The 23,297-nt window shown below is 61.0% G+C and carries 20 protein-coding genes and 2 pseudogenes; 2 read left to right on the plus strand and 20 right to left on the minus strand.

Features of this window, described 5'->3' with window-relative positions:
• Positions 1-23: 23 nt before the first annotated feature.
• Positions 24-476 carry a hypothetical protein gene (locus JWR98_RS02955; RefSeq protein ID WP_078731244.1) on the plus strand — a complete coding sequence of 151 codons (453 nt, stop codon included), beginning with the start codon at positions 24-26 and terminating at the stop codon, positions 474-476.
• A gap of 343 nt (positions 477-819) precedes the next feature.
• On the opposite strand, the gene JWR98_RS02960 is transcribed toward JWR98_RS02955, so the two are convergent.
• Together JWR98_RS02960 and JWR98_RS02965 are read right to left on the minus strand one after the other, a co-directional pair.
• Complete coding sequence (locus JWR98_RS02960) at positions 820-1,074, minus strand: type II toxin-antitoxin system PemK/MazF family toxin (RefSeq protein WP_225908515.1); 255 nt, start codon at positions 1,072-1,074, stop codon at positions 820-822.
• An 87-nt stretch (positions 1,075-1,161) separates the two neighbouring features.
• Positions 1,162-2,054 (minus strand): annotated as a pseudogene (locus JWR98_RS02965) (LysR family transcriptional regulator).
• A gap of 170 nt (positions 2,055-2,224) precedes the next feature.
• Between JWR98_RS02965 and JWR98_RS02970 the strand changes: the two are divergent.
• Positions 2,225-3,445 carry an MFS transporter gene (locus tag JWR98_RS02970; RefSeq protein ID WP_225908525.1) on the plus strand — a complete coding sequence of 407 codons (1,221 nt, stop codon included), beginning with the start codon at positions 2,225-2,227 and terminating at the stop codon, positions 3,443-3,445.
• On the opposite strand, the gene JWR98_RS02975 is transcribed toward JWR98_RS02970, so the two are convergent.
• The 18 genes and pseudogenes from JWR98_RS02975 to JWR98_RS03055 form a co-directional block, all read right to left on the minus strand.
• Positions 3,369-3,986: a cytochrome b/b6 domain-containing protein gene (locus tag JWR98_RS02975; protein WP_225908516.1), complete on the minus strand. Its 618-nt coding sequence runs from the start codon at positions 3,984-3,986 to the stop codon at positions 3,369-3,371. The two genes, JWR98_RS02970 and JWR98_RS02975, sit on opposite strands and share 77 nt — an antisense overlap.
• A gap of 41 nt (positions 3,987-4,027) precedes the next feature.
• The gene (gene gspM, locus JWR98_RS02980) at positions 4,028-4,459 is read right to left on the minus strand and encodes a type II secretion system protein GspM (protein WP_078731240.1); all 432 of its coding nucleotides are present in this window, start codon (positions 4,457-4,459) and stop codon (positions 4,028-4,030) included.
• Positions 4,456-5,460 carry a type II secretion system protein GspL gene (gspL, locus tag JWR98_RS02985; protein ID WP_225908517.1) on the minus strand — a complete coding sequence of 335 codons (1,005 nt, stop codon included), beginning with the start codon at positions 5,458-5,460 and terminating at the stop codon, positions 4,456-4,458. The genes gspM and gspL overlap by 4 nt, the downstream gene beginning before the upstream one ends.
• A gap of 92 nt (positions 5,461-5,552) precedes the next feature.
• A complete protein-coding gene (locus JWR98_RS29940) occupies positions 5,553-6,104 on the minus strand; it encodes a type II secretion system minor pseudopilin (protein ID WP_341870850.1) in 552 nt (183 codons plus the stop codon).
• Positions 6,101-6,412 carry a hypothetical protein gene (locus JWR98_RS29945; RefSeq protein WP_341870851.1) on the minus strand — a complete coding sequence of 104 codons (312 nt, stop codon included), beginning with the start codon at positions 6,410-6,412 and terminating at the stop codon, positions 6,101-6,103. The genes JWR98_RS29940 and JWR98_RS29945 overlap by 4 nt, the downstream gene beginning before the upstream one ends.
• Positions 6,409-6,957 carry a type II secretion system protein GspJ gene (locus tag JWR98_RS02995; protein WP_078731237.1) on the minus strand — a complete coding sequence of 183 codons (549 nt, stop codon included), beginning with the start codon at positions 6,955-6,957 and terminating at the stop codon, positions 6,409-6,411. Before JWR98_RS02995 ends, JWR98_RS29945 begins: the two co-directional genes overlap by 4 nt.
• Positions 6,950-7,345 carry a type II secretion system minor pseudopilin GspI gene (gene gspI / locus JWR98_RS03000; RefSeq protein ID WP_225908518.1) on the minus strand — a complete coding sequence of 132 codons (396 nt, stop codon included), beginning with the start codon at positions 7,343-7,345 and terminating at the stop codon, positions 6,950-6,952. Before gspI ends, JWR98_RS02995 begins: the two co-directional genes overlap by 8 nt.
• A complete protein-coding gene (gene gspH / locus JWR98_RS03005; RefSeq protein WP_179119873.1) occupies positions 7,335-7,796 on the minus strand; it encodes a type II secretion system minor pseudopilin GspH in 462 nt (153 codons plus the stop codon). The genes gspI and gspH overlap by 11 nt, the downstream gene beginning before the upstream one ends.
• 4 nt (positions 7,797-7,800) lie before the next feature.
• A pseudogene (gene gspG, locus JWR98_RS03010) lies at positions 7,801-8,234 on the minus strand (type II secretion system major pseudopilin GspG).
• Positions 8,235-9,440, minus strand: a complete 1,206-nt coding sequence (gspF, locus tag JWR98_RS03015; protein ID WP_078731235.1) for a type II secretion system inner membrane protein GspF — start codon at positions 9,438-9,440, stop codon at positions 8,235-8,237.
• A gap of 2 nt (positions 9,441-9,442) precedes the next feature.
• Entirely contained in the window at positions 9,443-10,891 is a 1,449-nt protein-coding gene (gspE, locus tag JWR98_RS03020) for a type II secretion system ATPase GspE (protein ID WP_078731234.1), read from the minus strand.
• On the minus strand, positions 10,888-12,756 hold the full coding sequence (gene gspD / locus JWR98_RS03025; RefSeq protein ID WP_205489258.1) for a type II secretion system secretin GspD: 1,869 nt from the start codon (positions 12,754-12,756) through the stop codon (positions 10,888-10,890). Before gspD ends, gspE begins: the two co-directional genes overlap by 4 nt.
• A 4-nt stretch (positions 12,757-12,760) precedes the next feature.
• Positions 12,761-13,258, minus strand: coding sequence for a type II secretion system protein N (locus JWR98_RS03030; protein ID WP_205489259.1), 498 nt, complete (start codon positions 13,256-13,258; stop codon positions 12,761-12,763).
• Between the two features lie 179 nt (positions 13,259-13,437).
• Positions 13,438-14,895, minus strand: a complete 1,458-nt coding sequence (gene gbpA / locus JWR98_RS03035; RefSeq protein ID WP_205489260.1) for an N-acetylglucosamine-binding protein GbpA — start codon at positions 14,893-14,895, stop codon at positions 13,438-13,440.
• Between the two features lie 328 nt (positions 14,896-15,223).
• On the minus strand, positions 15,224-16,291 hold the full coding sequence (hemE, locus tag JWR98_RS03040; protein ID WP_078731230.1) for a uroporphyrinogen decarboxylase: 1,068 nt from the start codon (positions 16,289-16,291) through the stop codon (positions 15,224-15,226).
• Between the two features lie 143 nt (positions 16,292-16,434).
• Complete coding sequence (locus JWR98_RS03045) at positions 16,435-17,853, minus strand: FAD-dependent oxidoreductase (RefSeq protein WP_078731229.1); 1,419 nt, start codon at positions 17,851-17,853, stop codon at positions 16,435-16,437.
• A gap of 35 nt (positions 17,854-17,888) precedes the next feature.
• Entirely contained in the window at positions 17,889-22,334 is a 4,446-nt protein-coding gene (gene gltB, locus JWR98_RS03050) for a glutamate synthase large subunit (RefSeq protein WP_205489261.1), read from the minus strand.
• Positions 22,335-22,688: 354 nt separating this feature from the next.
• Positions 22,689-23,297: SPOR domain-containing protein (locus JWR98_RS03055; protein ID WP_205489262.1), on the minus strand; the 609-nt coding region annotated here is incomplete at its 5' end.

Here is a 23,297-nt window from a genome sequence, read left to right on the forward strand (position 1 = left end):
TTTAATCGATTGGAGAATACGGAATGTCTTCCTTGCTACGCGCCACCCTGATCACCCTGGCCCTGCTGACCGCCGCCGGTTGCACCAGCAAACCAGTGCTCAACACCCAGCACGACCTGCAGGCCGACACCCAGGTCAGCGAAGAAAAAATGAAACAGGTCATCGTCAACGCCCTGCAAAAACGCGAGTGGACGGTGCAACGCCTGAGCCCGCAACTGGTGCAGGCCGAGATCACCGTGCGTAACCAGTACTACGCGGCCATCGACATCCGCTACACCCGCACCAGCTACGCCATCACCTACCGCGACAGCCGTGCGCTGGGCTACAAGGACGGCAAGATTCATCGCAACTACAACCGCTGGGTGAACAACCTGGACAGCGACATCATGGCGGGCTTGCGCAACAATGGCGTGAGTGGTGAGGCCGGGTCGGCGGCGCAGTTGTTTGAGCAGACCGGGACGTCCAAGCAGAACTGAGGCGTTCAATCCTTCAGAAACGACAAAGGGCGCCTTTCGGCGCCCTCTTCACAAACAGGTTGGCTTGTCATCGCCGCCTCCTGCCTGGCTCTGCGATGGCTGGTTGCCCAGGATCCTCAGAGTCTCACAAGCCCCTTTCGGGAACTCGGGCAGTATGCCTGAAATCAGCTCTCCTGCAACACGTGGCAAAGTGCCGTTCGTGCACCGCTCAGCTCATCACACCCCCAAAGCACTGCGTACTGCCACCTTTACGGCTGAAAACTGCTCATGGGAAAGCTCCGCAATTTTGTAAGTTCGTTTGCCCTGCCGGTCTTTGCTTTTAATTCTATCGAGTCGCCCCAGACTAACGGTCGCTACGATATCGCATTTCGCCCAACAGATCGGGCTCGCCTTGAAGATGACTGTCGAGCTGTAAATGATGCGCCAGCACCGTTTGCGGAGCAGTCGTACTCAGAGGAACAACCGTCACCAGCAACTTATTGGTTCGGTGCTTACGTATCACAATGACCGGCCGGATCTTGATGATTTCCGGGACCTCATAGCCTCGGAAATCACATATCAACACGCTGCCCTCCTTGGGCTGATAAAGAAGTGCCATCCATATCACTCGCTTGTAAAAAGGCGATTTTGCGCAAGTTTCCAGCGAATAACTAAGCCGGTTGCGTTACCTGATATGTGACGATGCCTACACCCCTGCCTTACGCGTCAACAACTCCACAAACGCCTTCGCCATCGGCGTCTGAACGCCCTTGCGCTGTACCAGCCATACCGAGGTCACCGCCTCCGGGTCCAGCAAAGTACGATACACCACCCCATCAATACGGATGCGCTGGTAAGAGGCCGGCAGCACCGACACGCCCAGCCCCGCCGCCACCAGGCCGATGATAGTCATCGCCTCTCCTGCTTCCTGGGCGAAGTGGGGGCTGAAGCCGGCGTCGCGGCACAGGCTGAGCAGTTGGGCGTACAGACCACTGCCGTAGCTGCGTGGGAAAAACACAAAAGGCTCGTCAGCCAGTTGCGCCAGATGCAAGCCTCGCTCGCTGCCTTCCACCAATGGGTGACCGGCGCTCAAGACAGCGACCAGCGGTTCGCGCATCAGCTCGATGACGCTCAACGAGTCCGGCAACGGCAGCGGGCGCATCAGCCCCACCTGGATCGACTCATCCACCAGCGACTCGGCCACTTCGGTGCTGCTCATTTCCTGAAGGTTCAGGTGCACCGCCGGGAAGGCCTGGCGAAACGCAAAGATCGCCTGGGGAATGCTGGCGTTGAACGGTGCGGAAGAGGTGAAGCCAATCTTCAACTCCCCCAACTCACCCAACTGTGCGCGCCGCGCTACATCCGACGCCTTGTCCACCTGGGCCAGCACCAACCGCGCTTCGTGCAGGAACAGCGCCCGGCCTCACTCAGCTCAACCCGACGATTGGTACGTTCGAACAACCGTGCCCCCACCTCCTGCTCCAGCGCTTGGATCTGCTGGCTCAGCGGCGGTTGCGAGATGCCCAGCACCTGCGCCGCGCGGCCGAAATGCAGCTCTTCGGCGACAGCGATGAAATACCGCAGATGACGCAATTCCATGCAAACCTCATTAGGTCGTTAAAGCTATCAAACAGGTCGAACAATATATTGGAAAGAATCATTAGCCAGCTATATTCTTTTTTGCATTGCCAACCTGCCAGGCTTTTGCTCCCGAGGTTCCCGTGAAATCTGCTGCCGCGCCACTTGATCAGGATGTCCCGCCCACCGCGCTGGATGAGGTGGTGGCTCAGCTCAATGACGAGTTCATCGAAAAAGGCACGCCGATGTTCCTGCGTACCGTGCTGGCGCTGTTCTCCGGAGGTTTTGCCACCTTTGCCCTGCTGTATTGCGTGCAGCCGATGATGCCCGCGCTGTCCCACGAGTTTTCCATCAATGCGGCGCAAAGCAGCCTGATTCTGTCGGTGGCCACTGCGATGCTGGCCCTGGGCTTGCTGATCACCGGGCCGATTTCCGACACCTTGGGGCGCAAACCGGTGATGGTCGCCGCGTTGTTCTGCGCGGCGCTGGCCACGATTGCCAGCGGCCTGATGCCGTCCTGGGAAGGGATCCTGCTGATGCGTGCGCTGGTGGGCCTGTCGCTCAGCGGCCTGGCTGCCGTGGCGATGACCTACCTCAGCGAAGAGATCCACCCACAACACATCGGCCTGGCCATGGGCCTGTACATCGGCGGCAACGCGATTGGCGGCATGAGCGGGCGCCTGATCATCGGCGTGTTGATCGACTTCGTCAGTTGGCACACTGCAATGCTGATCATCGGTGCACTGGCGTTGATCGCTGCCACGGTGTTCTGGAAGATCCTCCCCGAATCGCGCAACTTCCGCGCTCGCAGCCTCAAGCCGCGCAGCCTGCTGGACGGCTTTGTCATGCACTTCAAGGACGCGGGCCTGCCGTGGCTGTTCCTCGAAGCCTTCCTGCTGATGGGCGCGTTCGTGACCCTGTTCAACTACATCGGCTATCGCCTGTTGGCCGATCCCTACGACCTGAGCCAGGCCGTGGTCGGCCTGCTGTCGTTGGTGTACCTGTCGGGCATCTACAGCTCAGCCAAGATCGGCTCCCTCGCCGACCGCCTCGGCCGCCGTCGCGTGCTGTGGGCGACCATCGTGCTGATGCTCGGCGGTATGGCGCTGACCCTCTTCACGCCGTTGTGGCTGGTGATACCCGGCATGCTGGTGTTCACCTTCGGCTTCTTCGGCGCCCACTCGGTAGCCAGCAGCTGGATCGGCCGCCGCGCGGTGAAAGCCAAGGGGCAGGCGTCATCGTTGTACCTGTTCAGCTATTACGCGGGGTCGAGTATTGCCGGCACGGCGGGCGGATTTTTCTGGCACTTGGCCGGGTGGAATGGGATTGGCGCGTTCATCGTCGCTCTGTTGGTTGGCGCCTTGCTGGTGGCGTTGAAGCTGGCGAAGTTGCCGCCGTTGGCCTCAGCGTGAGGTTCGTGGCGAATGACATCCTGGCCATCACCCGATTGCCCCGAAGCTCATGCAGAACAACCGCGCCGATATGCGCCATCAGCACCAGCAGCAATACCACGCAGGACAAGACATGCACGCGAGTGAACGCGGCAATCTCGGCCGGGTCACTGTCGAACGGTGGAATGAAGACCAGATTAAAGATATTGATCGGACGGTCCATCATCAGCACGCCAGTCACCAGCACCACACCCAATACCCCATACATAGCTTTATGAACCAGGAGCGCCAGCCACTGCTGCGGCGAACGTTTGACGAATGCATCCAGACCGTGGGTAAAGGAGCAATAAACCCTCAAGACAAATACCGGGATATAGAGAGCGGTCAATGACACGTTGAAGAACCCGACCCACGCTTTGACCGATTCAGGAACAGTAAACACAGCTACGTAAAAGCCGGACAGCAATGACCACAGAATGACGATGGCCGAGACCCAATGCAGCCATTTTTGAGTCGCTGAATAAGGGGAAGTTTTCATCGTTTGATCACCTGACAATTTCATCCAAGTACACCTGTAAAAATCCAGCCCATAGTTGCCACGAGCTACAGCTCAATGTGAGCCTCAAGACGGTCTGCGCGCTTCACCAGCGTGAGCACCTCGAAGGTATCCACGTCTCGCTCCAATACTGCCAACCAGTTGAGCAATGCCTCTGCCTCGCCGTTGAGGCTCAAACGCAGGCGCTCGTTTTGTACCTCGACCTGGGTAACGTTAAGCCCCGACGCTTCGGCGCTGTCGTTGATGCTCGATGCCGAAGGCTGGACGGCCGCGGGCCCGGTACGCTGCGGCTGGGCGCTTTGTACCTGCTGAGCCAATAGCAGTTGTTGCTGGTGATACCGTTCAACGGTGGCCAACCGCTCACGACCGGGTAGCCATAGCGTCTGGAACAGCAGCACACCGATCAAAAACACTGCCAACCCTTTGAGTAGAAAACGGTCACGCGACGACAATGCATTCCAGGCTTGCAGCCCCCTCATGACGGGTCCTCCAGCATCAGCACGGCTTGAACACGATTACCTTCCTTGCTGGCGCTGCCCATGCGAACCGGCATGCCGCTCTGGCGTCCTTGTTCCTGCAAACGGGCAAGCGCGCCGAGGTCATGGGCCGTCAACTGGATCTTCCAGCCATCGCCACGCCGAAACTCCATGCGGTGGACTTCTACGTCGGCGCTGCCAATAACCTGTTCGGCGAGGCTGACCAGGCGTACCAGCGGCGCCTTTGCCTCGTGCGGGTTCTGGCCCTGCACGGCCTTGAGTTGCGCGGCGAGATCGACAATACGGCCCTGCTGCGGGTACAGCGCCTGGAAGCGCGCCACACTCTGCGCATAAAGCTGCTGGGCTTGCCCTTCGACGTACTGGATACGCAGCTGCGTGAAGCCCCAATCGAGCACGCACGCCAGGGCTGCCGCCAACACGACGGTTGACCAGGGACAGGCATATCCAACCCGACGAAACTCACCTTGCAGCAAATCGATCGTTTGACCCGGGTTGCCCCATAGCGCGCGTTCGATATGAACCCGGCTCTGCTCTTCGTCAGGCCATTGCAGGGGTGTTTCCAGCAATGGCTCCAGCGCTTTGAGGGCCGGAACGGACATCGCCAGGCGCACGGGCTCGCCCACGACCCGACGGCCATACCACTGCACCGCGACCTGGCCGCCATCGCCAAGAAGGTCGGCGTCGACATGCACGCTGCGCACCTTGATGCCCAACGTTACCAGTTCATCCAACAGCGCCTTGAAACGTGCCTTGTGGGTCACCAGCACCGTGAAGCAACCCATTGCGTCACGCTGAGCAAGCCCGGCATGCACGGCCTCCAGCTCTTCGCCCAACTGGTCTTCTATGGCGAAAGCAACAGCCTGGGGGCCGGGCTGGCGCTTGGAGGGCCATGCCTGGCTGCGTAACGCACTGCACATTTCCATTGGCAACAACAATTGAACAGGCTGCCCTTCCAGGTCGAGAGCCGCGTCAGCCAAATGCATCGGTCGACAGTCATCCGGCGCTCGCCAGACACAGCAAGGCCATTCGCTCAACGTTCCCACACGGCCCTCGGGGCTTAAATGAAGCCAGGTTTTCATGATGAGGTCTCGCTCAGTGATGGCGCAGGAAAGCGACGTTGTACGACGCGCCAGCGCCCGGTTTTAAGCTCGCGCTCCACCTCGCTGGCCAGATGCAAGCGGCCGGTGCCCAGACGCACGTCCACCTTGATCCGAAACCAACGACTGCTGATGCCCAGCCCATGGCCGCTCACGCCCAACCCGGCAATCAGCGGGTCACGGGTGAATGCCTGCACACTCGCGTAGCCAGTTGCCGGGCGTTGGCTGGCCAAGGCGACGGCAGTTGGTGGCGAGACACCCTCCAGGGTCGCCAGCATCTGCGGCAAAGCGGTGTTGATGTTCAAGCTAGCGTCCTTGGGCAGCAGCGCTACCCACGGTTCCAGCCGTCGTAGCGTCTGGCCGTCAATGCCCGGCAGCAGGCGCAACTGGCTCAGTTCACGTTGCGCCGGCACGTCACCTGCGGCACGTAGATCCAGCGCCGGTAACCCCAGGGAGGCGAGCAAACGCAACCAGCGCTGCTCGATGACTTGATCCACTTGCCCCGTGCCAAGCAGGGCATTGATGTTCAAGCGTGCAGAAAGGTCTTCGATCTCAAGCGTGACGCGCGCGCCGTGCGCATCAAAGGGCCAGGCCGCGCTTGACCATGCCTGGCGTGGTGGATCAACGATGATGCGTCATCGTGCGGCGCCGTCAGTGTCACCATGGCCCACGCCTCGGCCGACAACGCCAACTGGCGCAGCTGCAACTGGTGGATCTGGCGGGCACTGCTCTGCACCATCAAATGATGGCTGCGCAGCATGCCCGCAGTGAGCAACAACGCCAGACTCATGACCAGCAACACGCTGAGTAGGGCGACGCCCCGCTGCCGCTGTCTCATGGCGGCCCCTGGGGCAGAAGCAACACGCGGCGTATCTGCTCGAAGCGACCGACCGACAACACCAGCTCGAGTGCTTGAGGAGGCGTCTGGGCAGCGCCCCTGCCCACCGGCCACACATTGCTCCAGCCGGTGTCGGGGTCAAACAGGCGCCAATTCAACAAGCGCACGTCCTCCAGCAACTTCTGGCGCTCGACCCTCGACGACTCCAAGCCTCGGCTTTCACGCCACAGCACCTGATTGTCCAGGCGATAGAGCACTTGCTGGCGCTCACTGCGTGGCAAGTCCTGCGGGTTACGCCAGTGAGTGCGCAGCAGTTGCAGGGAGGTGGGGCCAAGGGCAAACACCGAGGAAGCCACTTGCAAGGCATCCCGCTCGATGACCGCAATGGCGCGTTGCAGGCGACGCAGTTCCTGTTCATGACTGGCAGTGCCTTGTTGCGCCCGTACCACGGTGTCGAACAGACGCCCGCTGGCCAGCCCAAGCAGGGCGAAAATGGCCAATGCGATCACCAGCTCCAACAGGGTGAAACCCGCCTGCTTATTCATCCTCGGCGCGTATCCAACCCTGGGTGTGATAGACCGGCAAATCACTGCCGACGGGACTCACGCTGATATCGACTTTGAGCAGGCGAGCATCAGTGGTCGGGGTTATCGCCTGATCGACGAGCCAATCGCGTCCATCGAAGCGCCGCAGCAGTTGCTGATGTCCCGACGCGGCTGGCTGCAAACGCAGTTCAGTCAGTTGGTTGTCCGCCACCCAGGCACACTGTGCCAGCTCTTGCAGTCGTGCATTCTGGCGCAACGAGTAGTGACTGGCAGTGATCACGGCGCCGGCCAGTGTTGCGAAGATCACCAAGGCGATCATGACTTCCAGCAAGGTGAAACCACGATCGCTCGCGTGGCGATTGCGACGCCGCCGGTGCTTAGCTTTCAATGGACAACGCTCCGATCCCATCACTGATAATGCGCGTCCACACCTGCCCTTCGGATACGAAGGACAAGACAAACGCGCTGACTTCATCGCTGCTGAGCATCAGCACTTGCGGCGCGAAGCTTTCAAGGCTCGAGCGCCGCCCTTCCTGTTCAAGGTGCAACTGCACGCCTTCCTCCAGCAGCCGGGCCCCACCCGCAGGGCGCCAACCCTCGGGGTCGAGGCGATAGGCCTGAAATTCGTCGCGCCGCACGCGAATGCCGTATTCATGCCCTTCGATCACCGCTTGCTCGCGCAAATGCTCGATCAGTTGCACTAACTGCGAAGCCTCCTGCCGCGCCTGACGAGCGGGGTTATTCCCGGACACCAGGCTTATCGCGCCCAGCACGATGCCGACCAGTGCAATCACCACCATCAGTTCCAGCAAGGTAAAACCACGGCTATACCTGGGCACTGGATCAGTCTCCCCAGTTACCGATATCGGCGGCATGCCCCTCGCCGCCCGGCGCGCCATCGGCGCCGAGGGAATACAGGTCGTAGCCACCATTGACGGTACGCACGCCCGGGTTCAGGTATTGATAGGGCGTACCCCAAGGGTCGACCGGCACACTTTTCAGGTAGCCCTGGGGGTTCCAGTGCCTCGGCGATGGGCTGCCCGCGGGCCGTTTGCTCAAGGCCTCGAGGCCTTGCAGGGTCGACGGATAGTGCCCATTGTCGAGGCGGTACATCTCCAGGCTGGTGGCGACGGCCTGCACATCGGTCCTGGCCGCGGTCACCTTGGCCTGATCAGGCTCCCCATGAACTGCGGCACCACAATGGCCCCCAGCACCCCGATGATGACCACCACCACCATGATTTCGATCAGGGTAAAACCGCGTTGTCCCTTGGGCATTCAGTTCACCAGTTGGTTAAGGCTGAGGATCGGCAACAGAATGGCCATGACGATCAGCAGCACCACACCGCCCATCACCACCAGCATTGCCGGTTCGAACAAACTCACCACCAGCGTGATGCGGGCGGCGAGGCTTTTTTCCTGTTGCTCGGCGGCGCGCGCCAGCATCCTGTCGAGTTCACCGGCGCGTTCGCCGCTGGCAATCATGTGCAGCATCAGCGGCGGTATATCCCCACCGGCCTCGAGGCCTCGGGTCAACGTGCCGCCCTCTCGCACCGAGCGCGCGACATCGCACATGCGGCTGCGGATAGTCACGTTACCGATTACCGCCGCGGCAATTTCCAGCGCATCCACCAGAGGCACGGCGCTCTTGCCAAGGATGGCCAAGGTACTGGCGAACCGGGCCGCCTCCATCTCACGAAACACACCCCCCAACAACGGCAGGCGCAGCATCAGGCGGTGCCACCGCCAGCGCCAGTGCGGCTGACGCAGGCTCCAACGCAGCAGCAGGCCTGCGCCCGCCAGCATCAGCGCGAGTACCCAGGCATATCCGCGCACACCCTGGCTGAGGGTGATCATCGCTTGGGTCAGCCAGGGCAACGGCTGGCCACTGTCGACGAAGATTTTCACCACATCCGGCACCACATAGCCGAGCAGGAAACCGACGATGGCCACGCAGGCAAACATCAACAACGCCGGATACACCAGCGCCAACTGGATCTTCTGGCGCGACGCCTGACGGGCTTCGGTATACGCCGCCAACTGGTCAAGGACATGCCCCAAGTACCCAGAGCGCTCACCCGCCGCAATGGTGGCGCGCAACACATCAGGAAAGGCCCTGGGATAGGCGCCGAGGGCCGAAGCCAGGGATTGCCCCTCCATCACCCGGTCGCGTACCTGCGAGAGCATCGTGCTGACCCGGCGCCTCTGGCTTTGCTGGGCCACCGCTTGCAGTGCCTGTTCCAGCGGAAGCCCGGCCTGGACCAGGGTCGATAACTGCAAGGTCAACAGCGCCAGGTCCGCAGCGCTCATTCTCGTCGCCCCGCCCACTCCAGCCCCCATGCGTTCGCTTGCCAGTCGCATGCGGCTCGGCAGCAGGCCACGCTCACGTAGCAATTGCCGGGCATGGCGCGGGCTGTCGGCCTCTTGGCGCCCCTTGCATGAACGGCCAGATCGGTCATGGGCGCGATAGTCATAGGTAGGCATGGCTAGTCTTCCTGGGTTACCCGCAGCAACTCATCCACGCTGGTCAGCCCTTCAAGCACGCACCGACGACCATCCTCGAACAAGCTGCACGAGTACCGCCGTGCCTCGGCCAGTAGCGCCTGCTCACTGCCCCCCTGATGTATCAATGCGGACAGTGCCGGCGTAACCGTGACCAGTTCGTAGATACCGATACGCCCGCAGTAACCCTGCCGGCAGTTTTCGCAGCCCGCAGCCTTGAACACACGCGGCGCCTGGGCAGGATCGAGCCCCAGCCGGCGGCACACCTCGGCATCGGCCGCCACGGCGGTCTTGCAGGCGGGGCACAACGTGCGTAACAAGCGCTGCGCAAGTACACCCACCAGGGACGAAGCCAGCAGATAAGCGTCTACGCCCATATCCACCAGGCGAGTGACGGCGCCAATCGCGCTGTTGGTGTGCAGCGTCGACAGCACCAGGTGCCCGGTGAGGGAAGCCTGAACGGCAATTTCGGCGGTTTCACTGTCCCTGATCTCGCCCACCATCACCACGTCCGGATCCTGGCGCAGGATCGCTCGCAAGCCACGCGCAAACGTCATGTCGACCTTGGGGTTGACCGGCGTCTGGCCGATGCCCGGCAGGTGATATTCAATCGGGTCTTCCACCGTAAGGATGTTGCGGGTCTGGTCATTGAGATGGGCCAGCGCGGCATACAAGCTGGTGGTCTTGCCCGAACCGGTCGGGCCGGTCACCAGGAAGATCCCGTGAGGTCTGCCAAGCAATTGCTGCAACTGACTGAGGGTACTCGGCGACATCCCCAGGCGCGCCAGTTGCAGGCGCCCGGCCTGTTTGTCGAGCAGGCGCAGTACCACACGTTCGCCGTGAGCCGAAGGCAAGGTGGATACCCGTACGTCCACCTCATGCCCTGCCAGGCGCAGCGCCATGCGGCCGTCCTGCGGCACACGCTTTTCGGCGATATCCAGGCGTGCCATGACTTTGATTCGCGACACCAGCAAGGTCGCCAGCTCACGCCGTGGCCGCAGCATTTCGCGCAGTTGCCCATCAACGCGCATGCGTACTACCAGCGTGTGCTCGAAGGTCTCCAGGTGGACATCCGAGGCCTTTGCCCGCACGGCCTCACTGAGCAATGCGTTGATCAACCGAATGATCGGCGCATCCCCTTGCTGCTCCAGCAGGTCGGCCGTTTGCGGCACCTGGTCCACCAGGCTGAACAAGTCCAGTTCCTCGTCCAAGCCTTGGGCGACCTGTTCAGCTGCCGCCTGCCCCTCGCTGTAAATCCTCGCCAACGCCAGAGCAAACGCTTCGTCAGTCACCAGGCGTGGCGGCAGTTCTTGCTCACACAGGCGCAGGGCCTCGGTAATCGCGCTCAATGGCGTAGCGCCACGGACCATTAAATGTCCATCGTCGATCAGTACACCGAAACGCCGGGCAAACCCGAAGGGCAATGGCTTCATTGGCTGACCCCGGGACGCTGGCGCGGGTCGAACAATTGCGCCGCTTCATCGGGCAATTGCATGGCGCCAGGTGGACGCTCGCCGCGCAAGTCCTGATAGCGTTCCTGGCTGAGCCTGGACAAGTCCTGGCCACTGCGGACGATCGTCGGGCGCAGGAAGACCATCAGGTTGCTCTTGACCTGGGTATCACGGCTCCAGCGAAACAATGCGCCCAGGTAAGGAATGTCACGCAACAGCGGCACACCGCTGGCCTGCGTTCGTACGCTGTCCTTGATCAGGCCACCGATCACGATGATCTCGCCATCATCCGCCAGGATCGTGCTTTTGAGCGCGCGCTTGTTGGTGATCAGGTCAGAGGAGTCGACGCCGGCGACCGCAGGCGCGATATCGGACACCTCTTGCGCGACTTCCAGGCGCAGGGTCGAGCCCTCGTTGATATAGGGCTTGATCTTGAGGCTGATCCCGACGTCCTTGCGCTCCACCGTAGTGAAGGGATTATCCGCACCGCTGCTGTTGGTCGCGTAGGAGCCGGTCTTGAACGGCACGTTCTGACCGACGATGATTTCCGCCTCCTGGTTGTCCAGGGTCAGCAGACTCGGCGTCGATAACAGGTTGCTACGCGTGTTGCTGGCCAGGGCGGATACCAACGCACCGAATCGATCGCCACCCAGCTTGAGCAGGGCCCCCTCCGGCGCGACGGTTTTATCATCGAACTTGAGCGCGCCAAGGATCGGGATACCAGTACCGGGGAAGTTCACGAGCCCTTGGCTGCTACCGCGATTGAACGACCATTGCACCCCCAGTGCCTCGCTGATATCACCGCTGACTTCAACGATGGCGGCGTGAATCAATACTTGGGCGCGCGGCTGGTCCAGCTCGCGCACGATGCCCTCAAGGGTGGCCAGTTGTACCGCTTCGGCAACGACCACCAGAGCATTCTGGCTTTCATCGGCCCTGACCATGAAAGGCGCGTTGGCCGTCGATTCTTTCAGGGCTGCGCCGGAGGGTTGGGTTTTCATCCCTTGCCCCATGGAATCCAGCACCTCGGCCAATTGCTTGGCGTCGCTGTAGCGCAGGCGGATGACGCGGGCATTGTCCAGGCGGGCGGGCGTCGCCGTATCCAGGCTACGCGCCAGTTGCACCAGACGCTGGCGCGCAGCCGCCGTGCCCACGATCACCAGCCGGTTGCTACGCGTATCGGCCAGCACCTGGATGGGACTGTCGGCACTCTGCTTGCCGATGGACGCCTCCATCAGGCGCGCAATATCTGCCGCCACACCATGCTGCAAGACCACCAGTTCGTGCGCATTCTTCGCACCGGAATCCAACTGCCGGACGACATCGCCAATACGACGCACATTGCGAGCGGTATCCGTGATCACCAACGCATTGGCTGATACCGAAGGACCGACGTAACCGTTGGCCGAAATCAATGGCCGCACCAGTCCCGCCAGATCTGCTGCGTTGCTGGCCCCCAAGGCAATGACTTGAGTGACGAACTGCTGTGCAGCCGATACCTGCGCGTCGGCATCACCGGACTGGCTCTTGGCCTGGGCTGCCGGAATGATGAGCAACTGGTCGCCTTGGTCGATCACCGTAAAATCATGGGCATCGAGCACACTGTAAAACAGTCGTCGCACACCCTCGCGATCCAACGCCTGACGCGACACCACGCTGATGCGTCCCTGGACCGTCGGGTCCAGGATCACCGTGGTGTCGAGGATACTCGACATCTCCTCCACGACATCGCGCAGCTCGGCATCGTTCATCGCCAACTGCCAGCGTTGCTCTGCTGCCAACGATTGCCCGGCATACCACAACATGCCTAGCATCAATGCCCCGACAGCGCCTTTCAGGGTACTCATGGGCCTAGTGACTCCTGGTTTTTTCGACCGTAGGCCGTAAATGAACGGTGGCGGCCGAGCTCTGCACCTGCGCAAGCTGAAGAAATCGCCCGGTGCTTGCCCTGTGCAGGTTCAGCGACTCTTCACGCCCCTGGCGCCACAACACCACCTGCGCCGTCTCGATGCGACGCAGCACGCTGCCTCCCGGCAAGCGCTCGCCGGTACGGTAAAACCGCGCCCCGTCAGGGCCGTCCAAAAGCGCGCGCGAATCGCTGTCGTTGGCAACTACAATGGCCCGCAGTGTCAGCGGCTCGGCACTGTTCAAGCGACTGCCTTGGGTCGCCAGGCCAAACACTGTCGCCACTGCAAGGGGATTGAGCGTGACGGCCTGCGGTGCCGCGGCTACCGGCAGAGGCGCCGTCGGCACAGATGTAATCGACGCTTGGCGCAACTGCCATTCTTGATAGGCGAGCGTGAGCCCATAGCTTAAAGGCAATAGCAGCAACAATACGGTCGGCTTCATAGCGAGAAATCAAAACCTTGAAACAAATAGCATCAAGTAACAGAGACCCACGAAAGTCCTGGCAACGGACCAACCTAGAGGCGCCATCAATTAATACAGCCTGTTAAAAAAGTATTCATATAAGAAAAAACACCCAGGCAAGTTCGATACAACTTGCCTGGGCTTAGTTGACTAATGAATCAAAGTTGATCCCACGCCGCCTGCCAGTGATGGCCTACCCCCGGTTCGAAGCCGTTGGCAGTGGGCAGGTATTGTTTGCAGTAACCCGACGCAGGGAACGGTTTGCACTCATAAACTTCACCCGTTTTCGAATGCAATACGCGGGTACCCGCTTCGTAGCTTGCCAGCCCTTCAGGGAAGACGAAGTGATAGTCCTTCGCCCCGCCTTCACCCGTCAGGTTCACAGGCTGGGTATCCTGGCGCGTGGTACGCCCATCGACCGTGGTGCCCAGCAGCGTCATATGATGCGTGCCCGGCTCGCTACGCACGTCCATTTCCAGCCAGTTGCTGTAGCCCTGCGCGAGGGCCTTGAGCGTGCCGACCGACTTGTTGTTGGCATCGAACAGCGTGGCTTCGACGTTCATGTCGCGGTTGGCGATCATCGCAAAGCGTACCTTTGCGCGGCCCTTGTCCAATACGTACTCGCTGGCGATTGCGGACAACGCCATGCGCGCCTGCGTGTCCTCCTTGACGTCCAGGGTCAGCTCATAGCGAATAACGCCGCTGTCCTTTTGAGCGAACAGATTGTTGCTGCCTTTGACAGGGGCAATATTGCCCTGCTCATCGCGAATGCCCGCCTGGATCAGGGTCTGGGACTGATTGACCTTTTCAGCCAGCTTGAACGACCAGTTCTGCGGTTGACCCTCGTCGACGCTATCAATCGTGATTTCAACCGAATAGGCCGCGCTCTCGCCACTAGCGCTGAAAGCCCGGGCCTTGACCTTGTCACCCACCAGCAACGTAGCGGATGGCGCGATGCTACCAACGGCGCTCCAACCGCCCGGCAACTCGGGCTCCGCCAGGATGTTCACATCGACCACGTTATAGAAGGCCGCGTCGGTATCACCGACCGTCCAGACGCCTAGGATCACATGTGGCCCACTCTTATCCTGGGGGATCACACAGGCATGCTTGTCGCCACTGACGGGAAGCACATTGCCACCATCCACCGCACAGAATGGCGTACCGTCAAACGATGCACGCTTGAGCGGTTCGTTGGGGTTCCAGCCATTACGGGTAATGAAGTACTCATGTTTGGTGGCTGGGTGCGCCGCCGTGTATTTCCAGTCGAAGTTGATGTTTCTGTCTTTGATTTCGGTCTGGTACCAACGATTGGCGGATTGGGCGTCCATGGCCGAGAACAGGCCGATACCACCGCTGGCGATCTTGCCGTCCATAGGGCCCTGCAACGGAGCACCGCCTACCCCGGCGGGAAACCCTTTGAAGGTTTCACCCACACTTTGCGGCTCGTATTGCGCGCCGCCGCAATCTTTGTTCAGGCCTTTCTGGCATTGGAAGGCGCGTGAAGGTGGATCGTTCAGATAACCATGCGCCTGTGCACTCTGAGCGGGTATCAACAATGCACTTAACAACGCCAGCGAAGAAACACCGCCCCAACGTGACAGGTCTTTTTTCATCATTAAATTCGAGCCCTACTTAACCAGACAATAAAAACCACATCCGAAAATATGGAATACGTTTTTTAAGGTTTCTGTACTACGTTCGGGATCGAATTTTACGGATAGAGAAATTAATTAATGTAGGAATAGTTGAATATTACCAACCGAATTCTCTCAAAAAACAAAAACACCACGTTAGAGCAGGAATAGTCCTACGCACTGAAACAATTTAAACGAATTGTGGCCAGGCGATAAGAAATCCGCCCAGCCATAAACAGTTTTTTCAAGTTATCAGTGACAACATCACCCTCTTATTGAAAGAGGGTGATGACGTAAATCCTTGGGACTACACGTGATATTGCGCGGACAACTCATGCACCGCCTGCAGGAAAGCCCCGGCATGCTCAGGATTCACTTCAGGCGTAATGCCATGACCCAGGTTAAACACATGACCGGTGCCCTTGCCATAGCTGGCCAGAATGCGTCCGACTTCGGCGCGGATCGCTTCTGGCTTGGCGTACAGCACGGTCGGGTCCATGTTGCCTTGCAGGGCAACCTGGTTGCCGACGCGACGGCGCGCTTCGCCGAGGTCGCAGGTCCAGTCCAGGCCCAATGCATCGGCGCCCGCGTCAGCGATGCTTTCCAGCCACAGGCCGCCGCCTTTGGTGAACATGATCACCGGAACCTTGCGGCCTTCGTGTTCACGGATCAGGCCGCTGACGATCTTGCGCATGTAGGCCAGGGAGAACTCCTGGTACGCCGCCGCCGACAGGTTGCCACCCCAGGTGTCGAAAATCTGTACTGCTTGGGCACCCGCCATGATCTGACCGTTGAGGTAGGACGTGACCGACTGCGCCAGCTTGTCCAGCAACAGGTGCATGGCTTGCGGGTTGTCGTAGAGCATGGCTTTGGTCTTGCGGAAGTCTTTCGACGAGCCGCCTTCGACCATGTAGGTGGCCAGGGTCCAGGGGCTGCCGGAGAAACCGATCAGCGGCACGCGGCCGTTCAGCTCGCGGCGGATGGTGCTCACGGCGTCCATCACGTAGCCCAGGTCTTTGTGTGGGTCAGGGATCGGCAGGGCTTCGATATCGGCCAGGGTGCTGACGACTTTCTTGAAGCGCGGGCCTTCGCCGGTTTCGAAGTACAGGCCTTGGCCCATGGCGTCAGGGATGGTGAGGATATCGGAGAAGAGGATGGCCGCATCCAGTTGTGGGTAGCGATCCAGCGGCTGCATCGTGACTTCGCAGGCGAACTCCGGGTTCATGCACAGGCTCATGAAATCACCGGCGTTGGCGCGACTGGCGCGGTATTCCGGCAGGTAGCGACCGGCTTGACGCATCATCCACACCGGGGTGACGTCTACGGGTTGCTTGAGCAGGGCACGAAGGAAACGGTCGTTCTTGAGGGCAGTCATGTCGGCATCCGCAAAAAAAGTGCGGGCATTTTCTCAGAGCGAGACGGAGAAAGACAGTGACTAGCGACAAGCTACAAGCTGCAAGTGAAAAGCGCTGTTGCTTCAACTTGCCGCTTGCAGCTTATAGCTCGAAGCGGGCGTCGTCAGACGCCCAGATAATCCAGGATGCCTTCGGCGGCGTTGCGGCCTTCGAAGATCGCGGTTACCACCAAGTCAGAGCCGCGCACCATGTCGCCGCCGGCGAAGATCTTCGGGTTGCTGGTCTGATGCTTGTACTGGCCTTGTTCCGGGGCCACGACACGCCCCTGGCTGTCGGTCTGGATTTCGAACTGCTCGAACCACGGCGCCGGGCTTGGGCGGAAACCGAAGGCGATGACCACGGCGTCGGCCGGGATGATCTCTTCGGAACCCGGGATCGGCTCGGGGCTGCGACGGCCACGGGCATCCGGTTCGCCGAGACGGGTCTCGACCACCTTCACGCCTTCGACGCGGTCTTCACCCACAATCGCAATCGGCTGGCGGTTGTAGAGGAATTTCACGCCTTCTTCCTTGGCGTTCTTCACCTCTTTACGCGAGCCGGGCATGTTGGCTTCGTCACGACGGTAGGCACAGGTCACCGACTTGGCGCCCTGGCGGATCGAGGTGCGGTTGCAGTCCATCGCGGTGTCGCCACCGCCGAGCACCACGACCTTCTTGCCTTTCATATCGACGAAATCTTCCGGCGACTTTTCAAAGCCCAGGTTGCGGTTGACGTTGGCGATCAGGAAGTCGAGCGCGTCATACACGCCCGGCAGGTCCTCACCGGCAAAACCGCCCTTCATGTAGGTGTAGGTGCCCATGCCCATGAACACGGCATCGTATTCGGCGAGCAGTTGTTCCATGGTGATGTCCTTGCCGATTTCGGTATTGAGACGGAACTCGATACCCATGCCGGTGAACACTTCACGACGGTTGCTCAGTACGGTTTTTTCCAGCTTGAACTCGGGGATGCCGAAGGTCAGCAGGCCGCCGATTTCCGGGTTTTTGTCGAACACCACCGGGGTCACGCCGCCGCGCACCAGCACGTCGGCACAACCCAGGCCGGCAGGGCCCGCGCCGATGATCGCGACACGCTTGCCGGTCGGCTTGACCTTGGACATGTCCGGGCGCCAGCCCATGGCGAACGCGGTATCGGTGATGTACTTCTCCACCGAACCGATGGTCACCGCGCCGAAGCCGTCGTTGAGGGTGCACGCACCCTCGCACAGACGGTCCTGCGGGCACACCCGGCCGCAGACTTCCGGCAGGGTGTTGGTCTGGTGCGACAGCTCGGCGGCCGCGAGGATGTTGCCCTCGGCCACTAACTTGAGCCAGTTGGGAATGAAGTTGTGCACCGGGCACTTCCATTCGCAATACGGGTTACCGCACCCCAGGCAGCGGTGGGCCTGGTCGGCCGAGTGCTGGGGTTTGAAGGGCTCGTAGATTTCCACGAACTCTTTCTTGCGTTGACGCAACAGTTTCTTCTTCGGATCTTTGCGCCCGACATCGATGAACTGGAAGTCGTTATTCAGACGTTCAGCCATGTTAAAAAAACCTCATCAAACTCTTCAGGCGCATATCACTGCGGGTTGGCACGGATGCTGGAAAGCAACGATTTCAGGTTGGCAGCCTTGGGCTTGACCAGCCAGAAACGACGCAGGTAATCATCGAGGTTCTCGGCGAGGTTACGACCCCATTCGCTGCCGGTTTCCTCGACGTACTCGTCCAGCACGTGCTGCAAGTGGTTCCGGTAGGACTCCATGGCTTCGCCGCTGATCCGCTGGATCTCGACCAACTCGTGGTTGACCTTGTCGACGAAGGTGTTGTCCTGGTCGAGCACGTACGCGAAACCGCCGGTCATGCCCGAGCCGAAGTTGTAGCCGGTCTTGCCCAGTACCGCGACAAAGCCCCCGGTCATGTACTCGCAGCAGTGATCGCCAGTGCCTTCCACCACGGTGTGGGCACCGGAGTTACGCACGGCGAAACGCTCACCGGCCGTACCCGCGGCGAACAGCTTGCCGCCGGTGGCGCCGTACAAGCAGGTGTTGCCGATGATGGCACTGTCCTGGGTCTTGTACACGCTGCCTTTGGGCGGAACGATGACCAGCTTGCCGCCGGTCATGCCCTTGCCCACGTAGTCGTTGGCGTCGCCTTCCAGGTACATGTGCAGGCCGCCGGCGTTCCACACGCCAAAGCTCTGGCCCGCGGTGCCCTTGAAGCGGAAGGTGATCGGTGCCTTGGCCATGCCTTGGTTACCGTGCTTGCGCGCGATTTCGCCGGAGACGCGTGCGCCGATGGAACGGTCGCAGTTGCAGATATCCAGGGCGAATTCACCACCGCTGGCGTCGCTGATCGAGGAACCGGCCATCGCGACCATCTTCTCGGCCAGCAGGCCTTTGTCGAACGGCGGGTTGCGCTCAACGCCACAGAACTGCGGCTTGTCGGCAGGAATGTGATCGCTGCCCAACAGCGGCGTCAGGTCCAGGTGATGCTGCTTGGCGGTCTGGCCTTCGAGGATTTCCAGCAGATCGGTACGCCCGATCAGCTCTTCCAGCGAACGCACACCCAGCTTGGCCAGCCACTCACGGGTCTCTTCGGCGACGTAGGTGAAGAAATTCACCACCATGTCGACGGTGCCGATGTAGTGATCTTTACGCAGCTTTTCGTTCTGAGTCGCAACGCCCGTCGCGCAGTTGTTCAGGTGGCAGATGCGCAGGTATTTGCAGCCCAGGGCGATCATCGGCGCGGTGCCGAAGCCGAAGCTTTCGGCGCCGAGGATCGCAGCCTTGATCACGTCCAGGCCGGTTTTCAGGCCGCCGTCGGTCTGTACCCGCACCTTGCCGCGCAGGTCGTTGCCGCGCAGAGTCTGGTGGGTTTCCGCCAGGCCGAGTTCCCATGGCGCACCGGCGTACTTGATCGAGGTCAGCGGCGAAGCGCCGGTGCCGCCGTCGTAGCCGGAGATGGTGATCAGGTCGGCATAGGCCTTGGCCACACCGGCGGCAATGGTGCCCACGCCGGCTTCCGCCACCAGTTTCACCGAGACCAGGGCCTGCGGGTTGACTTGCTTGAGGTCGAAAATCAGCTGCGACAAGTCTTCGATCGAATAGATGTCGTGGTGCGGCGGTGGCGAAATCAGGGTCACGCCCGGCACCGCATAACGCAGCTTGGCGATCAGGCCGTTGACCTTGCCGCCTGGCAGCTGGCCGCCTTCACCGGGCTTGGCGCCCTGGGCGACCTTGATCTGCAGCACTTCGGCGTTGACCAGGTATTCCGGGGTCACACCGAAACGACCGGTGGCGACCTGCTTGATTTTCGAGCTCTTGATGGTGCCGTAGCGCGCCGGGTCTTCGCCGCCTTCGCCGGAGTTGGAACGCGCACCCAGGCGGTTCATGGCTTCGGCCAGGGCTTCGTGTGCCTCGGGCGACAGGGCGCCCAGGGAAATACCGGCGGAGTCGAAGCGCTTGAGGATCGATTCCAGCGGTTCGATTTCGCTGATGGCCAACGGCGTGTCCAAGGTCTTGACCTTGAACAGGTCGCGGATCATCGACACCGGGCGGTTATCCACCAGCGCGGTGTAGGCCTTGAATTTGGCGTAGTCGCCCTGCTGTACAGCGGCTTGCAGGGTGCTGACCACATCCGGGTTGTAGGCGTGGTATTCGCCACCGTGCACGAACTTGAGCAGACCGCCTTGCTGGATCGGCTTGCGCGCGCTCCAGGCTTCGGCTGCCAGGGCTTTCTGTTCGGCTTCGATGTCGACGAAACGTGCGCCCTTGATGCGGCTTGGCACGCCACGGAAGCTCAGGTCGCAGACTTCTTCGGACAGGCCGATGGCTTCGAACAGTTGCGCACCGCGATACGAGGTAACGGTAGAGATGCCCATCTTCGACAGGATCTTCAGCAGACCCTTGGTGATGCCCTTGCGGTAGTTCTTGAACACCTCGTAGAGGTCGCCCAGTACTTCACCGGTACGGATCAGGTCACCCAGCACTTCGTACGCGAGGAACGGGTACACCGCCGAAGCGCCGAAGCCGATCAACACCGCAAAGTGGTGCGGGTCGCGGGCGGTGGCGGTTTCGACGAGGATGTTGGAGTCGCAGCGCAGGCCTTTTTCGGTCAGGCGGTGGTGCACCGCGCCGGTGGCGAGCGAGGCGTGGATCGGCAACTTGCCCGGCGCGATGTGGCGGTCGGTCAACACGATCTGGGTACGCCCGGCGCGCACGGCTTCTTCGGCCTGGTCGGCGACGTTGCGCACCGCGGCTTCAAGGCCGAGGCTCTCGTCGTAGTTCAGGTCGATGATCTGGCGGTCGAAGCCTGGGCGATCCAGGTTCATCAGCGAGCGCCACTTGGCCGGGGAAACCACCGGCGAGCTGAGGATCACGCGGGAGGCATGCTCAGGCGATTCCTGGAAAATGTTGCGCTCGGCACCGAGGCACACTTCCAGGGACATCACGATGGCTTCGCGCAGCGGGTCGATCGGTGGGTTGGTCACCTGGGCGAACTGCTGGCGGAAATAGTCGTACGGCGTGCGCACGCGCTGGGACAGCACGGCCATCGGCGTGTCGTCGCCCATGGAGCCGACCGCCTCGTAGCCTTGCTCGCCAAGCGGACGCAGCACCTGGTCGCGCTCTTCGAACGTGACCTGGTACATCTTCATGTACTGCTTGAGCTGGTCGATGTCGTAGAAGGCCGAACCGTGGTCGTTGTCTTCCATGGTCGCCTGGATGCGCAGGGCGTTCTTGCGCAGCCATTGCTTGTACGGATGACGTGACTTCAAACGGTTGTCGATGGCGTCGGTGTCGAGGATCTGCCCGGTTTCGGTGTCCACGGCAAGGATCTGACCTGGGCCGACACGGCCTTTGGCAATCACGTCTTCGGGCTGGTAGTTCCACACGCCGATTTCCGACGCGAGGGTGATGAAGCCGTTGGTGGTGGTGACCCAACGCGCCGGGCGCAGGCCGTTACGGTCGAGCAGGCACACCGCGTAGCGACCGTCGGTCATGACTACGCCGGCCGGGCCGTCCCACGGCTCCATGTGCATCGAGTTGTACTCGTAGAAGGCACGCAGGTCCGGGTCCATGGTCTCGACGTTCTGCCACGCAGGCGGAATGATCATGCGCACGCCACGGAACAGGTCGATGCCGCCGGTGACCATCAGTTCGAGCATGTTGTCCATGCTGGAGGAGTCGGAACCCACGCGGTTGACCAGCGGGCCGAGCTCTTCCAGGTCCATCAAGTCGTTGGCGAACTTGGTGCGACGGGCCACGGCCCAGTTGCGGTTGCCGGTGATGGTGTTGATCTCGCCGTTGTGGGCGAGGAAGCGGAACGGCTGGGCCAGCGGCCATTTCGGCAGGGTGTTGGTGGAGAAGCGCTGGTGGAATACGCAGATTGCGGTTTGCAGGCGCTCATCGCTCAGGTCCGGATAGAAGGCGGTGAGGTCCGCCGGCATCATCAGGCCTTTGTAAATGATGGTCTTGTGGGAAAAGCTGCAGATGTAGTGGTCGGTGTCGGCGGCGTTGGCCACGGACGAGCGACGACGCGAAGTGAACAGCTTGATCGCCATGTCCTGATCGCTCAGGCCGTCGCCCGCGATGAACACTTGTTCGATCTGCGGCAGGCGCTCCAGGGCCAGGCGGCCGAGCACGCTGGTGTCGATCGGCACTTTGCGCCAGCCGACGAGTTGCAGGCCGGCAGCGATGATCTCGCGGTTCATGTTCTCGCGAGCAGCTTCGGCCTTGATCGGGTCCTGGTTGAAAAACACCATGCCCACGGCGTACTGCTTGGGCAGGTCGATCGCGAAATGCTCTTTGGCGGCGGCGCGCAGGAACAGGTCGGGCTTTTGAATCAGCAAGCCGCAGCCGTCACCGGTCTTGCCGTCGGCGTTGATCCCACCGCGGTGGGTCATGCAGGTCAGGGCCTCGATGGCCGTTTGCAAAAGGGTATGACTGGGCTCGCCCTGCATATGGGCTATCAGGCCGAAACCGCAGTTATCCTTGAATTCATCGGGTTGGTACAGACCTGCTTTCATAGACACTTTCTCACCAGGCTGCCTCTTATACCGAGGCAAATTTCTTTTCAATTCAACCGGTTACCTTCCACGCCGAACGTACGCCGGCTTAGCGGGGGCAAAAGGGAGGTCATTGTACACACCGACACAGAGGCTCACAAATTTAGCGACGAAATGTCGCAAATCTATGTCGCATTTATGAAAGGTTTAAAGCGATATGCTGTGCTAGTCAAAACTTTTTTAATTCTGACCGCTACGACTCAAAAGCTACTATGACGCAGACACCACAAAGCGCGCGGCCTGTAGAGGTCGCACGCACTTGCGGTTTTAATTTTGAGGTGCCGGGAGGGCGGCCTGGGTAAGGCCGCCGGATCATCAGCGAGTTGTCGCGAGTTCTTGTTGAACGCTGGCGACAGTGCGAGGCCAAGGTTTACCAGCCTGAACCTTCGCTGGCAAGGCTTTGATCGCAGAATCGGCGGCGGCGCGGCTTGCGAAGTTGCCGTAGGTGATCACGTAGAGAGGCTTGCCGTTGAGCACTTTCTTGAAATAACGATACTCGCCGCCCTGCTCTTTCACGAACGCCTGGGCGTTGGCTTCGGAGCTGGTGCCGAGGATCTGCACCACGAAGTTGCCGCTTGGCTGACTGGCGTACCAGCTACCGCCAGCAGCGCCGGCCTTGGCGACGGTGACCGGTTTTTCCGCAGGCTTGGCCGCAGGCGCCGGTTTGGCGGCGGGAGCCGGTGCCACAGGCTTGGCAACCGGTGCCGGCTTGGCGGTCGCGACCGTCGGCGCAGGTGTCGGCGTCGGCACTGGCTTGGCGGCCGGTTGACCCGCTGGCACGCCCGCAGGCGGCGCGGTGGTGGTCACGGTCGGCGGAGTGGCGCTGGAGCCTTCCACGGGCACGCCGTCGTCGCCCTCGGCGATGCCGCCGGCCTCTTCGGCGAGCGGGCCGCGCATCACCGGCTGGCCGACCATCGGCAGATT

The sequence above is a fragment of the Pseudomonas lactucae genome (genome assembly GCF_016937615.1).
Taxonomy (GTDB): Bacteria; Pseudomonadota; Gammaproteobacteria; order Pseudomonadales; family Pseudomonadaceae; genus Aquipseudomonas; species Aquipseudomonas lactucae.